Raw genomic sequence first — 14,009 nt, 5'->3', positions numbered from 1 at the left:
CGATGCCACTAACATTTTGCGTCGCGCCGCGCGCTCAAAGACCAAAGCGCGCCGGCGCGAACGGTGCCGGATCGATGCCTGGCGCGCCCCCTGTCAACTGCGCCGCCACCAGCTCGCCGGTGGCGGCGGACATGCTTACGCCCAGCATGCCGTGCGCAGTGGCGAAGTGCAGGTTGGCCCAACGCGTGCTGGCGCCGATGAGCGGCAGTTCATCCACGCTCATCGGCCGCCAACCCCACCACTCTTCCAGCACGCGCGGCCCTTCCGGCTCGCGCAATCCCGCCGCCGCACCACGGCGCAAGGCATCGAGGCGGGCGCGATTGAGCCCTTCGGCATAGCCGGAAAACTCCATCGTGCTGCCCAGTCGGTAGCCGTCTTCCCAACCCGTCACGCAGACCTGCGCCTCGCGCAGCACCAGCGCGCGGTGCGGTGCGCAGGCCGGTTTTGCATAGGTGATCGAATAGCCCTTGCCCGGCTGCATCGGCAGGCGCAGGCCCAGCGCGCGCGCCAGCAGTGGCGACCAGGCGCCCAGCGCCAGCAGCACGCGCCCGCCCGCGAACGCACCGCGGCTGGTACGCACACGGCGGATGCCACGTCCCTCGGTATCGAAGCCTTCGATGCGCGCGCCCTCCTCGATGACCCCGCCGAGCTGGCGCACGCGGCGCGCCAGTTCGGCGACATAGCGCTCGGGCCGCAGGCGCGCATCGCCGGGAAAATGCAGCGCGCCCAGCACGCCCGGCTTCAGCGCCGGCTCCAGCGTCTCTACCTCCTCGCCGCGCAGGCGCTCCACCGCGATGCCGAGCCGATCGAGCAACGCGCCATGCGTCCGTTCGTCGGCGGCCAGCTTCGCCGCATCGCGGTAGACGTACAGCTCACCTTCCTCGACGAAACCGCAGTCCAGCGGCTCGCCGCGCACCAGTTCGCCCAGCAAGGCTCGCGAACGCTGCAGGATCGCCACCCGCGCACCGGCCGCATACCGGAAGTCGCGCCAGTTGCAGCGCCGCGCAAAGCCCAGCAGCCAGCGCAGCCGCGGGCCATCGAAGCGTGGATCGAGATACAGCGGCGCATCCCGATGCCACATCGAGCGCAGCGCCACGCCAAGCATGCCCGGCATCGCCAGCGGCGCGGCGTGGCTGGGCGTGATCGTGCCGCAATTGCCATGCGAGGCACCGCTGCCCACCGCGCCCTGTTCCAGCACCCGCACGCCCACGCCCGCCTTGCGCAGGTACAACGCGCAGGCAAGCCCGATCACGCCGCCGCCGAGTATCAGCACATCCCCGGCTTTCACGTCCATGTCCGCATTGTAGGGGCGCTGCGTTGCTGCTTGCGGCACTTGAACTCCATCCATCCCGGATGCAGGCTGCCATGGCGACCGCTCATGGAGTCCCCGCCATGCTTGCCTGCCCGTCTTTGCGCGCCATGCTTGGCGCCGTCCTGCTTGTCGTCTGTACCGCGGCCGCCGGCTACTCCGACGAGGCGTTCTTTCGCCAGTACACCGCCCAACCCAACGCCTTGGCACGCCGGCAGTTTCTGGTTACGCAACTGGCGAAACTGCCAGCGCCGGCGCAATCGCTCGCGCGGCAACTGCTGGCCGGCACAGATTGCGAATTGGGCCTGTACGAACAAGCGCTGGCCGACTTCCCCTTCGATCAGCGCCAGCTGCCCAGCGTCGCCATCCCCAAGCCGGTCACGCTGCCCACGATCAGAATGCTCGACTACAATTTTTTCGTCGACCAGGAATTCGTCGCCGACGCGGTTCCCGCCGCCAGCTACATCGCCAAGGCGGCAGCCCAACGCCGCCTGCTGCTGGTCAACGAGGCCCATCACGATGCGCACACACGGGAACTGGTGCTGCAGCTGCTGCCCAAGCTGCGCGCCTTGGGTTACAACTATTTCGCCGCCGAAGCACTGACTGAAGGCAACTCCTCGCTGCAGCGCCGAGGCTATCCGATTACCACCAGCGGCACCGAATATCTGAACGAGCCGCTGTATGGCGAGATCATCCGCGAGGCCACCCAGCTGGGCTACATCCTGGTGCCCTACGACCCGACCCAGGCCGACGCCGATCGCGACGCCAGTCAAGCCACTACGCTCTATCAGCGCGTTTTCGCCCATGACCCCACGGCTCGGCTATTCGTGCTGGCCGGCTATGCCCATGTCGACAAGGCCACCGGACAATTGGGCAGCAGCACCCCCATGGCGATACAACTGCAGCGATTGAGTGGCATCGAACCGCTATCCGTCGACCAGACCACATTTCGCGAGATCCGCCCCGAGCCACCCCGCGATGTCTACCAATGGATTGTCGACAACTACCACCCGCACCAACCCGTCGTGCTGGACATGCGGGGCAGCGGCAAGCCATGGAGCAGCGATCCGGCGCGCTACGACATCAGCGTGATCCTGCCCCCGGCACGCGGCCGCGTGCGGCCAAACTGGCTCACGCTAGGTGGCATGCGGCATCCTTATCCGATCGATAGCCGCCTCTGTGCGGGCACCACGCCATGCGTGGTTTCCGCTCGCTATGCCGGGGAATCGGACGACGCCATCGCCGCCGATCGCTATGCCTTCCTCGAAGCGGGGGCGCGCAGTCGGCTCTACCTGCGCCCGGGTCGCTATCGGCTGCTTGCACGGGACAGCCAAGGCCACACGCTCAGCGAGCAGGACATCACGGTGCAATAAGCCGTTGCCAAGGCTTGCGAAGCACTTGCATTTATAAAACTACGAATGTAGTCTTCATTTCGCATTACAAACGTAGTCCAACGGAGCCCACCATGCCCACCCCCGTTCTCATCAGTGAAGCCGAAAGCCGTGTGATGGAGCCGCTGTGGCGCAAGGCACCGCAAAGCTCGGAAGACATCGTCACCGCCGTGCTGCGGGACAGCGACTGGCACGAGAAGACCATACGCACCCTGCTCAGCCGGCTGGTGCACAAGGGCGCGGTGGTCGCGGAGAAGGATGGCCGGCGCTATCTGTATTCGCCCGCATTGACGCGCGAAACATGGCAGTCGCAGGAAAGCCACAGCCTGCTCGATCGCGTGTTCGGCGGCCGGCTTGGCCCGCTGCTGGCACATTTTTCCGCGCACGAAAAACTCAACGACAAGGAAGTGGCCGAGTTGCGCAAGCTGCTGGAACTGATCGAGCAAAAAGGCCGCTGACGATGGACGCCCCGCTGCACAGCCTCACCCTGGTCAGCGCGGCGCTGACGCTGGTGCTGCTCGGCCGACGTGCGGCGCGGCGCAGCTTCGGTGCCGGCCCGGCCTTCGGCCTGTGGTCGCTGCCCCTGTTCGCCGCGTTGCTGCCATGGCTGCCCAGCCTGCCCGCCCATGGACTCGCGGTGCCCGCCCTGTCCGGCAGCGTGGCCTACGCCGCCGGCATCGTCGATCACGCCCCCGCCACGCCATGGCTGCGTTGGCTGTGGCTGCTCGGCACGGCGCTGATGTCGCTGCGCCTGGGCCTGCATTATTGGCGCCTGCACCGGCAACTTCGCCCCCTGTCCGCCAGCATCCTCGCAGCCCTGCGCGGCACGCTCACCGCGCAGGCCCTGGCGCGCCTGCGCCTGCATCCGGCCGGCCCCGCCGTGCTATGGGCGCCGCGCAGCCTGGTGCTGTTGCCGGTGGATTTCCTGCAGCGTTTCGAGGCCGCCGAACGCGACCTGGTGCTGCGCCACGAGTTCATCCACCTGCGCCACGGCGACGCGCTGTGGAGCCTCGTGGCGGAACTCGCACTCGCGCTGCTGTGGTTCCACCCACTGGCCTGGCTGGCGCGGTCGCGCTTCCGGCTGGACCAGGAACTGGCCTGCGACGAGCGCGTGCTGCGCGACGCGCCGCACGCGGCGGCACCCTATGCCCACACCTTGCTGCACAGCGTCGGCCTGGCGACCCAGCCGGCGCTGATCCCCTGGCTCACCGAGCCTCAACTGAAGGAGCGACTCACCATGATCCAACGTCATCGTCCCGGCGCGCTGCGTCGTCGTGCAGGTTCCGTCGCGCTGGCCGTCCTGATCGCTGGCAGCGTGTTCGTGGCGCAGGCGGCCACCAGCAGCCACAAGGCCGGCCAGGATCTCAGCTACAACGCGCGCATCCAACCGCGCTATCCCCTGTCGGCGATCAAGAACAAGGAACAGGGCACTGTGATCCTGAAAGTGCTGGTTGGCACGGACGGCATGCCACTCAAGGTCGACGTCGACCCGGTCACCAAGGCCGCGCCGGATCTGGTCGAGGCCGCCCGGCAAGCCGCCACGCACTGGCACTTCGGCCCCGAGATCAAGAACGGCAAACCGGTCGAGGGTTATGCCCGGGTGCCCGTCACCTTTTCGCTCAACGAAATACCCGACAAGATTGACAAGGATGATGTTGAGAAACAAAGCTCGAAATACAAGAAAATTGATTGATTTGCATATGAATTGTTGAATTGATAACCTCGCCGTGCCCCACGTCGAGGTTGTCATCGTGAATCCGCAGACCCTCGCCCGGTTCGCCGCCTCGCCCGCGCGACTCGCCCGACTCGCGCTGTTGGCCTTCACCCTCGCCTTGCTCGCCGCCTGTGCCAGCACGCCGCACCGCCGCGACACCACGCCATCGGCCCTCGCCCACGAACCCGCGCGCGGCCCCGAGGGCGAGATCGCCGCCGCCAACGATGTGCTGTTCCGCGCCATGGCCCTGGTCGGCACACCCTATCGCTACGGCGGCAACACACCCGCCAGCGGCTTCGACTGCAGCGGCCTGGTCGACTACATCTACCGCGAGGCCACCGGCCTCGCGCTACCACGCACCTCGGGCGAGATGGCCGCGATGGACGTGCGCAAGGTGAAGCGCATGAACCAGTTGGTCAGCGGCGATCTGGTGTTCTTCGACATCGGCGGCCGCATCAGCCACGTTGGCGTCTACGTCGGCAAGGGCCGCTTCGTGCACGCCCCCGACAGCGGCGGCACCGTGCGGCTGGACACCATCGACGCGCCATACTGGATCGGGCATTTCGCGTTCGGGCGGCGGGTGCTGGATTGAGCCGGCTGACGCAGACAGTCGGCTCAATCCAGCCGATCCATGGATAGATCGACATTGGCCAGTCGCGTCAGCGACTGGCCAACGGAGCCCGCCCGGGCTTGCCCGGGTGGGCGAGCCGATAAAGCGCAAGGAAGCGCTTTATCGGCATAGGTAAAGGCTTTTGTTGTAGGCAGGGCCGTCTCAAACTCCACGTGCAACACCTTGCCGATTCTGACATAGGCTGTTGCGATGAGAACGTACAACGAACTGACCCTGGAAGAGCGAGTGGAGATTCAGCGCCGCTTGGAGGCGGGTGACAGCCTGCGTGCCATTGGCCGCTCGCTGGGACGTGCGACGAGCACGATCAGTCGCGAGCGCCGCCGGGCACGTGTCGACCCGGCGAACTACAAGGCGCAGGCGGCGCATCAGCGTAGTCGGGAATGCCGGAGCAAACCGCGCGTGACGCGAAAACTGGACGACCCTGCGCTGTGGGAAACCGTGCAGGCGCTGTTGCGGGCACGCTGGTCGCCGGAGCAGATCGCCGGGATACTGGCGAGGGCCTTTCCTGACGCGGCGAGCTATCGGGTGTCTCACGAAACGATCTACACCGCGGTGTACCTGGTGCCGCGCGGCGAACTGCGCAAGGAGTTGATCGACTGCCTGCGCCAAGGCCGCAGCACGCGCAAGCCACGCACGCGCGGGATGGATCGACGCGGCCAGATACCGAACATGCAGAGCATCCACGTACGTCCACCGGAAGTGGCGGATCGCTTGATTCCCGGACACTGGGAGGGCGACCTGATCAAGGGCGCCGGCAACCGTTCGTCCGTGGGGACACTGGTCGAACGCACCAGCGGCTTCGTGGTGCTGGCCAAGATGAGCAGCGCCAGCGCAGCCGACGTACTGGAGAGTTTTGGCAAGGCGCTGAAGAGCATCCCTGAAGCCTTGCGCAAGACGCTGACATACGACCAGGGTAAGGAGATGAGCTACCACGACGCCCTGACCTTGCGTACCGGCGTGCAGGTGTACTTCGCCGACCCGCACAGCCCCTGGCAGCGCGGCAGCAACGAGAACACCAATGGCCTGCTTCGACAGTACCTGCCCAAGGGCACCGACCTGTCGGTCTACAGCCAGGACGAGCTCAACCAGATCGCCCTCAGCCTCAACACCCGACCGCGAAAGCGTCATCAATTCCGTACCCCGCTGGAGGTCTACAACGACCACCTGAGGCTCGCCGAAGCAAGCGCCGGAACAATTCATTGATCATGTTGCACGTGGACCTTGAAACCGCCCAGCAAAAGCGAAAAGCAGCATCCCGCAAGGCCGCACCCTCCCCCCAACCCTCCCCCAAAGAGAGAGGGGACGAACAAAAAACGGCGCCCATCGGGCGCCGTTTTGTTTTGACCGTCGATCCGCGGCTCAGTGTTCCGCGCTGCCCGGCGGATGGGCGTGGCCGTGCTTCACCTCTTCCTCAGTGGCCTCGCGCACTTCCTGGATGCTCACGTCGAAATCCAGCGTCTTGCCGGCCATCGGGTGGTTCAAGTCGACGTCGACGGTGCTCATGCCGACCTTGTGCACGGTCACCGCGCGGTGGCCGCCTTCCTTCAGCGCGAGCACGGTGGCCATGCCTGGCTTGAGGTGTTTGGCGTCCTGAAAATACTTCTTCGGCACGCGCTGGATGCGACCTTCCTCGCGCTCGCCGTAACCGTCGGCCGGGGCGATACTGGTCTTGACCTCGTCGCCGGCGGCGTGGTCTTCCAGCGCCTTCTCCAGCCCGGCGATCAGCTGGCCATGGCCGAGCAGAACCCACAGCGGCTCGCCGTTGTCGTGCGAGCTTTCCACCTTGTCGCCGTCCACGTGAAGCGTGTAGTGCAGCGCGACGACTTTGTCCTTGCCAGCCTTCATTGCCTGTCTCTCGAATGGGTGCAAAACAGCGATTCTATCAGGATGCCTGCCCGCCGAAGCCCACGCCGCGCGCCTCCGGCCCCAGCCACACCAGCGCGGCCAGCAGCACGGCCACCACCGCAATCCACAGCGACATGGCGAAGGCGTAATCGCCGCCCTGCTGCTGCGCCAGCCATGCCTGCGCGGTGGCGGTGCCGGCGGCGAGCAGGTTGCCGAGCTGGTAGGCGAAGCCCGGCAGGGTGCCACGCACGGCATCGGGCGACAGCTCGTTGAGGTGGCTGGGGATCACACCCCAGGCGCCCTGCACCATCACCTGGATCAGGAAGGCACCGAGGCCGAGCAGCCACAGCGAGCCGCCGTGCATCCACAGCGGAATCACCGGAATGGCCAAGAGCGCCGCCACCATCATCGCGCGCCGCCGGCCCACCTTTTCCGACCAGGCGCCGAAGCACAGGCCGCCCGCCAGCGCACCGAGGTTCAAGAGCGCCACCAGCACGAAGGCGGCACCCGAGCCGCTGGGCAGGTGCAGGTTCACTTCCTCGAAGGTGTGGTACATGTCCTGCGAGCCGTGGCTGAAGGCGTTGAAGGCGCACATCAGCACGATCATGTAGGCGAACCGCTTCCAGTGGCCGCGCATCGCCGGCCAGATACCCGTGCGTGCGCGCTCGTGCCGCCCGGCTTGCCAGACCGGCGACTCCGGCACCTTGCGCCGGATGTACAGCACCAGCAGCGCCGGCAAGGCGCCCACCACGAACAGGCCGCGCCAGCCGATGGCATCGACCAGCAGCCAATTCGCCAATGCGGCGAGGAAGAAGCCGCAGGGATAGCCGCTCTGCAGCAGGCCGGAAACCAGCCCGCGCGACTTCGCCGGTATCGACTCCATCGCCAGCGAGGCGCCGATGCCCCACTCGCCGCCCATCGCCACGCCGAAGGCGAAACGCAGCACCAGCAGCATGGCCAGCGAGCTGGCGAACGCGGTGGCCAGCTCGAACAGCGAGAACAGCACCACGTCCAGCATCAGTACCGGCCGGCGGCCGTAGCGATCCGCCAGTCGCCCGAAGAGCAGCGCACCCAGCGGCCGCGCCGCCAGGGTGAGGAACAAGGCGAAGGTCACCTCGGTGTTGCCCACGCCGAACTCCTTCGCGATGGCCACGATCACGAAGGTGAGCAGGAAGTAGTCGAACGCGTCCAGCGTCCAGCCGAGGAAGCTGGCCAGCACGGTGTGGCGCTGCGCGTGGCTCAACTCGCGCAGGGGCGACAGCAACGGCATGGCACGGCTCTCCCCGGGTGATGCCGCACGGTAACGCGCCCGGCGGGCAACGTCGAGGCACATCAGCTATACTGGGCGGACGGCATCACCTGCCGTAGCGGCTCACGCCGCCCCATTCCCCAAGATCGCAACACGGTTCCGCTTGAACGCTCCGGGTTGCACAGGAGTCGTTCCCATGTCTTTCGAATCGCTGGGCCTTGCGCCCGCGTTGTTGCGTGCGCTTGCCGATCAAGGCTATGTGCAGCCTACCCCGGTCCAGGCCGGTTCCATCCCGCTGGTGCTGCAGGGCCATGACCTGCTGGCCGCTGCGCAGACCGGCACCGGCAAGACCGCCGCCTTCGCGCTGCCGCTGCTGCACAAACTCATCCATGCCGGCCCGACGCAGACGCGCCGCCCGCGCGCGCTGGTGCTCACGCCCACCCGCGAGCTGGCCGCGCAGATCCTCGACAACGTGCAGGCCTACGGCAAGCACCTGCGCGTCAGCGCCACCACCATCTTCGGCGGCGTCGGCATGGGCCCGCAGATCAACGCGCTGCGCCGCGGCGTGGACATCGTGATCGCCACGCCCGGCCGCCTGCTCGACCACATGCAGCAGCGCACCGTGGATCTCTCCGCGGTGGAAACGCTGGTGCTGGACGAAGCCGACCGCATGCTCGACATGGGCTTCCTGCCGGCGATCAAGCGCATCCTTGGCGCCGTGCCGAAACAGCGCCAGACGCTGCTGTTCTCGGCCACCTTCGCGCCGGAAATCAAGACGCTCGCGCTGCAGTTCATGCGCAACCCGCGCGAAGTGTCGGTGACCCCGCCCAACACCGTGGCCGCCACCGTGAGCCACCGCGTGCACCCGGTGGATGCCGAGAAGAAACGCGACCTGCTGCTGCACGTGCTGGCCGAGGACTCGCGCCGGCAGACGCTGGTGTTCAGCCGCACCAAGCATGGCGCCGACAAGCTGGTGACCTACCTCGAACACGCCGGCCTGCGCGCCGCGGCGATCCACGGCAACAAGAGCCAGAACGCGCGCACCCGTGCGCTGAGCGATTTCAAGTCGGGCCGCGTCACCGTGCTGGTGGCCACCGACATCGCCGCGCGCGGCATCGACATCGACCAGTTGCCGATGGTCATCAACTTCGACCTGCCGATGGTGGCCGAGGACTACGTGCACCGCATCGGTCGCACTGGCCGCGCCGGCAGCGACGGCATGGCGGTATCGCTGGTGAGCCACGAGGAAGCTGGCCTGCTGCGCGACATCCGCAAGCTGCTCAAGGACGAAATCGTGGTGATGGACGTGGCGGGTTTCGAGCCCTCGACCCCGCTGCGCACCGACGCCAGCGCACCGCGCCCCAAGCAAGGCCAGCGCCAGCCGCGCTCGGCGCCGCGCTCCAACGCGCCGCGCCAGGCCGGCACGCCGTCGCCGCGCCCCAACGGCTTGGGCAAGCAGGCCAGCGGCGAACACGCCGCCGGCAACCGCAAGCGGCGCCACTCGCACCGTCCCGCCGCCAAGGCCTGACGCCCCCTTGCATGGCGGCCGCCGCGGCGGTCGCCTGCGCGCCGCCGCGGACTTCACGCGCGCGGCCGCTTCCCTGTGCCACTCTTCCGCGTGCGCCCGCGCACGCCAGCCGAGGTTTCCATGTCTTCCTCCGATACCGATACCACCCCGGTCGCTGCCGGCTTCGGCGCGCTTGCGCTTTCGCCCGAAGTGATGCGCGCGCTCACCGACGTGGGCTACGAATCACCCTCGCCGATCCAGGCCGCCACCATTCCGCCGCTCATGGAGGGCCGTGACGTGCTGGGCCAGGCGCAAACCGGCACCGGCAAGACCGCCGCGTTCGCGCTGCCGATCCTCTCGCGCATCGACCTCAAGCCCGGCAAGCCGCAGGCGCTGGTGCTGGCGCCCACGCGCGAGCTGGCCATCCAGGTGGCCGAAGCGTTCCAGCGCTACGCCGCGCATCTGCCCGGCCTGCAGGTGCTGCCGATCTACGGCGGCCAGAGCTACGGCCCGCAGTTGCATGCGCTGCGCCGCGGCGTGCACGTCGTCGTCGGCACGCCCGGCCGCGTGATCGACCACCTGGACAAGGGCACGCTGGATCTTTCCGAGCTGAAGTACCTGGTGCTCGACGAAGCCGATGAAATGCTGCGCATGGGCTTCGTCGACGACGTGGAGAAGGTGCTCGAAGCCACCCCGCCCACCCGCCAGGTGGCGCTGTTCTCCGCCACCATGCCGGCGCCGATCCGCAAGATCGCGCAGAAGCACCTGAAGGAACCGGCGGAAATCACCATCAAGGCCGCCACCACCACCGCGGCCAACATCCGCCAGCGTTTCTGGTACGTCAGCGGCATGCACAAGCTGGACGCGATGACGCGCATCCTCGAGGCCGAGCCCTTCGACGCGATGATCGTGTTCGCGCGCACCAAGCTGGCCACCGACGAGCTGGCCGAAAAACTTTCCGCGCGCGGTTTCGCTGCCGCCTCGATCAACGGCGACATCGCCCAGGCACAGCGCGAGCGGGTGATCGGGCAGCTGAAGGACGGCAAGCTCGACATCCTGGTGGCCACCGACGTGGCCGCGCGCGGGCTGGACGTGGAGCGCATCAGCCACGTGCTGAACTACGACATTCCCTACGACACCGAAAGCTACGTGCACCGCATCGGCCGTACCGGCCGCGCGGGACGCAGCGGCGAGGCGATCCTGTTCGTCACCCCGCGCGAGAAAGGCATGCTGCGTGCGATCGAGCGCGCCACCCGGCAAAAGATCGACGAAATGAAGCTGCCCACGGTGGAGGCGGTGAACGACCACCGCATCGCCAAGTTCAAGCAGCGCATCAGCGACACCCTGGCCGCCGGCGAGCTGAGCCTGTTCCAGCAGGTGATCGAGCAATTCGAGGCCGAACACAACGTGCCCGCCGTCGAGATCGCCGCCGCGCTGGCGCGCATCGCCCAGGGCGACCGCCCGCTGCTGCTCGACCCGCCGGCCAAACGCGAAGTCGCACCGCGCGAGCCGGAAACCCGCGAGCATCACGGCAAGCCCGAGCGCCGCGAACACACTGAACGCCACGGCAAACCCGAGCGCGCGCCGCGCGAGCACGCCAACCACGAGCGCGGCGACCGCGCTCCCGCCCGCGACTTCGCCAAGCACGCGCCGCGCCAGCACCCCAGCGAGCCGGGCAAGATCACCTACCGCATCGACGTGGGCCACGACCACGGCGTGAAACCCGGCAACATCATCGGCGCCATCGCCAACGAGGCCGGACTGGACAGCCAGTTCATCGGCCGCCTTTCCATCCGCGGCGACCACAGCCTGATCGACCTGCCCGAAGGCATGCCCAAGGAAATCTTCGATCACCTGAAGAAGGTGTGGGTGGCGCGCCAGCAGCTGCACATACGCGCCTGGGACGGCAAGGACGAGGCCGGCGACGCGTCCACGCACCACGCCCCCACGCACGACGCCCATCCCGCCCGCCGCCCCGGTGGCCCGCACCAACCCACCGGCTTCAAACCCGGCGGTTTCAAGCCTGGCAACGCCAAGCCCGGCGGCTTCAAGTCCGGCAGCGCCAAGCCCGGCCCGCGCAAGCCGCGCGCACACGACGGCAAGCCGCCGCACGGCAAGTAACCCGAAGGCACTTCCGCTCCCAAGGGAACAAGCCAGGGGAAAACCCGGGGTGAGAGGGCTGCGCCTTGCTTCCTTTCCCCTCCGGGGAGAGGAGGCGAACGGGCCTCGCGCGGCTGCAATACACACACTTTGAGTGACGTGGAGACCTTGGTGCTATCCGATTCGAGCCTCATAAAAGCGGGTGTGGACGAAGCCGGCCGCGGCCCGCTCGCCGGCCCGGTGGTGGTGGCCGCGGTGATCCTCGACCCGGCGCGCCCCATCGCCGGGCTGGACGACTCCAAGAAGCTCAGCGAGAAGAAACGCGAGGCGCTGTTCCCGCTGATCGTCGAACGCGCTCTGGCGCAGTGCGTGGTGATCGTCGAAGCCGAGGAAATCGACCGCATCAACATCTTCCAGGCCACCATGGCCGGCATGAGCCGCGCCGTGGCCGGCCTCGCCATCGCGCCGCACGAGGCGCTGGTGGACGGCAACAAGCTGCCGAAGGATCTGCCCTGCCCCGGCCGCGCCATCGTCGGCGGCGATGCGCTGGAACCGGCGATCAGCGCTGCCTCCATCCTCGCCAAGGTCACCCGCGATCGCCTGATGGTGGCGCTGGACGACGTGCACCCCGGCTACGGTTTTGCCGTGCACAAGGGCTACCCAACGCCCAGCCATCTCCAAGCCCTGCGCCAGCTCGGCCCCACGCCGCAGCATCGGCGCAGCTTCGCGCCGGTGCGTGAACTCATCGACCAAGGGCAGTTGTTCTGACATTGACCCTGTCAAGCTTGTGAGCCACCGGTACGCCCACGTGAAACCGCAGGAAGACCGCAGCGCCTGGTCGGATTCGCCGGTCATCCTTCACCATTACCCTTCACAAGGACGTTCTCCGCGTGATTACCTCATGGCACAGCGCCCTGTTCGCCATCACCGACTGGGCCAGACGGCTCGACACCAAGGCCCACGCCAACGCCATGCTGTTGAAGGCGCGCGGCGAGTGCCTGCACCGCGCACTATGGCTGTCGATGCATGACGCGGTGGTTCAGATCGAAGGCGAATTTCGCGATATGAACATCCGTGTCATCGCCGCCCAAATCGTGCAGCTTCTGATCGAGTGCCTGGGCATCATGGTGACGACTACCGCCCTTGGCGCAACGCTGGGAGGCATCATCGGCTTCTTCGGCGGCGCAGGAGTAGGCGCCGCACCGGGTGCCGCCGAGGGCGCCGTGCTCGGCGCCGAACTCGGGCAATGGATACTCGCCGCCATGGGGCTGGCGGGGCTGATCGAATTTGTCACCCAAGGCCTGCCGACCATCGGTCGTGATTACTGGGACGGCCTGTGCCAGGCCTGGCTGGCCGCCCAGCCGGGGCCGGTGACGGGAGGCCAACCGCATGTCGACTCAGTGGCTGTCTGCCGCGCCGCCAGCATTCTCGCCCGCGCCCATGTCGCCACGGTGGTGCTGCTGCTCACCGCCATCGTCGCTTACCTCAGCAAAGGGCGCGGCAGCATGAGCGACTTGGCCGAGAGCGCCAGCAAGGGCCGCCTGGGGCGCAAATTCGGGGACTGGCTTCTGCAAAACGAGACCAGGCTCAAAGAGCATCCGCGCCTGCGGCCCGCCACGCCCCTGCGAAATGAGGTGCCCGCCACTCCTGAAGCCGCATCCACTGGTCGCTCCCAACCACGACCAGCGCCCAAGTCCGCCGAAACGGAGCCCACGGCACCCACGCCGATGCCGCGCAAGCGACTACCCTGCTTCAAGACACAGAAGCTGCCACCGGGTAAATTTGCCGAGATGGATCGCCAACTGGCGGGGCAGCAGCGCGCGCTGAACAAGATGACCGTGCAGGACTATCTGGACGGGCGGGCACGCTACGCGGCCGATGGGCGAAAGGGAGCGACGAAGGCGGCCTTGGAGGTGCGCCGAGATTTTCAGACAAAGATGCAAGAGGTGTTGACAAAAAATCATCGACAAAACGGCCTTGACGCGGGCACGGCAAAAAGCCTCGCCCGTGAGCAAGCATCCGCGTTCATGACCACACAAAACGCCCTGCACGCACCCGACATGGTTGCCGGCGGCCAACCGGATGCCATCGATGGCCTGGGCGATGGCGAGGTGAACCAGACCATCGGCAGGCAATGGAACAACGGCGCCGCGACAAGCCTGACCCGTGTCGGGCACCTCGATGCCGCCGCCCATGCCATTCCGGTTGAGGCGCGAAAAACCACCTTGATGCGCGTTGAACTACACCGCTGCCCGTGAGGATT

At 67.2% G+C, this 14,009-nt stretch carries 12 protein-coding genes; 9 read left to right on the top strand and 3 right to left on the bottom strand.

Going from position 1 to position 14,009, the window contains the following annotated elements:
- Positions 1 to 34: 34 nt before the first annotated feature.
- On the bottom strand, positions 35 to 1,294 hold the full coding sequence (locus AC3WQA_RS14660; RefSeq protein WP_492675777.1) for an NAD(P)/FAD-dependent oxidoreductase: 1,260 nt from the start codon (positions 1,292 to 1,294) through the stop codon (positions 35 to 37).
- 98 nt (positions 1,295 to 1,392) lie between these two features.
- Here AC3WQA_RS14660 and AC3WQA_RS14655 point away from each other — a divergent pair, with 98 nt between their 5' ends.
- From AC3WQA_RS14655 to AC3WQA_RS14635, 5 genes are all read left to right on the top strand, one after another.
- Positions 1,393 to 2,682, top strand: a complete 1,290-nt coding sequence (locus tag AC3WQA_RS14655) for a hypothetical protein (RefSeq protein WP_492675776.1) — start codon at positions 1,393 to 1,395, stop codon at positions 2,680 to 2,682.
- 92 nt (positions 2,683 to 2,774) lie between these two features.
- Complete coding sequence (locus AC3WQA_RS14650) at positions 2,775 to 3,158, top strand: BlaI/MecI/CopY family transcriptional regulator (protein WP_492675775.1); 384 nt, start codon at positions 2,775 to 2,777, stop codon at positions 3,156 to 3,158.
- Positions 3,159 to 3,160: 2 nt separating this feature from the next.
- A complete protein-coding gene (locus AC3WQA_RS14645) occupies positions 3,161 to 4,393 on the top strand; it encodes a M56 family metallopeptidase (protein ID WP_492675774.1) in 1,233 nt (410 codons plus the stop codon).
- A 58-nt stretch (positions 4,394 to 4,451) separates the two neighbouring features.
- Positions 4,452 to 5,006, top strand: coding sequence for a C40 family peptidase (locus tag AC3WQA_RS14640; RefSeq protein ID WP_492675773.1), 555 nt, complete (start codon positions 4,452 to 4,454; stop codon positions 5,004 to 5,006).
- Positions 5,007 to 5,234: 228 nt separating this feature from the next.
- On the top strand, positions 5,235 to 6,248 hold the full coding sequence (locus AC3WQA_RS14635; RefSeq protein WP_492673427.1) for an IS30 family transposase: 1,014 nt from the start codon (positions 5,235 to 5,237) through the stop codon (positions 6,246 to 6,248).
- A 156-nt stretch (positions 6,249 to 6,404) separates the two neighbouring features.
- Here AC3WQA_RS14635 and AC3WQA_RS14630 read toward each other — a convergent pair whose 3' ends face one another.
- Both AC3WQA_RS14630 and AC3WQA_RS14625 read right to left on the bottom strand, forming a co-directional pair.
- The gene (locus tag AC3WQA_RS14630) at positions 6,405 to 6,890 is read right to left on the bottom strand and encodes an FKBP-type peptidyl-prolyl cis-trans isomerase (RefSeq protein ID WP_492675772.1); all 486 of its coding nucleotides are present in this window, start codon (positions 6,888 to 6,890) and stop codon (positions 6,405 to 6,407) included.
- Positions 6,891 to 6,927: 37 nt separating this feature from the next.
- Positions 6,928 to 8,160, bottom strand: a complete 1,233-nt coding sequence (locus tag AC3WQA_RS14625; RefSeq protein WP_492675771.1) for an MFS transporter — start codon at positions 8,158 to 8,160, stop codon at positions 6,928 to 6,930.
- Positions 8,161 to 8,335: 175 nt separating this feature from the next.
- Here AC3WQA_RS14625 and AC3WQA_RS14620 point away from each other — a divergent pair, with 175 nt between their 5' ends.
- From AC3WQA_RS14620 to AC3WQA_RS14605, 4 genes are all read left to right on the top strand, one after another.
- Entirely contained in the window at positions 8,336 to 9,667 is a 1,332-nt protein-coding gene (locus AC3WQA_RS14620) for a DEAD/DEAH box helicase (RefSeq protein ID WP_492675770.1), read from the top strand.
- 120 nt (positions 9,668 to 9,787) lie between these two features.
- A complete protein-coding gene (locus AC3WQA_RS14615) occupies positions 9,788 to 11,767 on the top strand; it encodes a DEAD/DEAH box helicase (RefSeq protein ID WP_492675769.1) in 1,980 nt (659 codons plus the stop codon).
- A gap of 150 nt (positions 11,768 to 11,917) precedes the next feature.
- Positions 11,918 to 12,514 carry a ribonuclease HII gene (gene rnhB / locus AC3WQA_RS14610; protein ID WP_492675768.1) on the top strand — a complete coding sequence of 199 codons (597 nt, stop codon included), beginning with the start codon at positions 11,918 to 11,920 and terminating at the stop codon, positions 12,512 to 12,514.
- 122 nt (positions 12,515 to 12,636) lie between these two features.
- The gene (locus AC3WQA_RS14605) at positions 12,637 to 14,004 is read left to right on the top strand and encodes a DUF6861 domain-containing protein (RefSeq protein WP_492675767.1); all 1,368 of its coding nucleotides are present in this window, start codon (positions 12,637 to 12,639) and stop codon (positions 14,002 to 14,004) included.
- The last annotated feature ends 5 nt before the right edge of the window (positions 14,005 to 14,009 follow it).

The organism is Rhodanobacter sp. FW106-PBR-R2A-2-24 (genome assembly GCF_058789615.1).
Note: the sequence above shows the minus strand (reverse complement) of the source record. Positions and strands in the feature narration are given on the sequence as shown.

What these genes read in the sequence shown, in the direction of transcription:
- AC3WQA_RS14660 (WP_492675777.1), bottom strand. Translation starts at nt 1,294, where the DNA reads ATGGACGTGAAAGCCGGGGATGTGCTGATACTCGGCGGCGGCGTGATC.
- AC3WQA_RS14655 (WP_492675776.1), top strand. Translation starts at nt 1,393, where the DNA reads ATGCTTGCCTGCCCGTCTTTGCGCGCCATGCTTGGCGCCGTCCTGCTT.
- AC3WQA_RS14650 (WP_492675775.1), top strand. Translation starts at nt 2,775, where the DNA reads ATGCCCACCCCCGTTCTCATCAGTGAAGCCGAAAGCCGTGTGATGGAG.
- AC3WQA_RS14645 (WP_492675774.1), top strand. Translation starts at nt 3,161, where the DNA reads ATGGACGCCCCGCTGCACAGCCTCACCCTGGTCAGCGCGGCGCTGACG.
- AC3WQA_RS14635 (WP_492673427.1), top strand. Translation starts at nt 5,235, where the DNA reads ATGAGAACGTACAACGAACTGACCCTGGAAGAGCGAGTGGAGATTCAG.
- AC3WQA_RS14630 (WP_492675772.1), bottom strand. Translation starts at nt 6,890, where the DNA reads ATGAAGGCTGGCAAGGACAAAGTCGTCGCGCTGCACTACACGCTTCAC.
- AC3WQA_RS14625 (WP_492675771.1), bottom strand. Translation starts at nt 8,160, where the DNA reads ATGCCGTTGCTGTCGCCCCTGCGCGAGTTGAGCCACGCGCAGCGCCAC.
- AC3WQA_RS14620 (WP_492675770.1), top strand. Translation starts at nt 8,336, where the DNA reads ATGTCTTTCGAATCGCTGGGCCTTGCGCCCGCGTTGTTGCGTGCGCTT.
- AC3WQA_RS14615 (WP_492675769.1), top strand. Translation starts at nt 9,788, where the DNA reads ATGTCTTCCTCCGATACCGATACCACCCCGGTCGCTGCCGGCTTCGGC.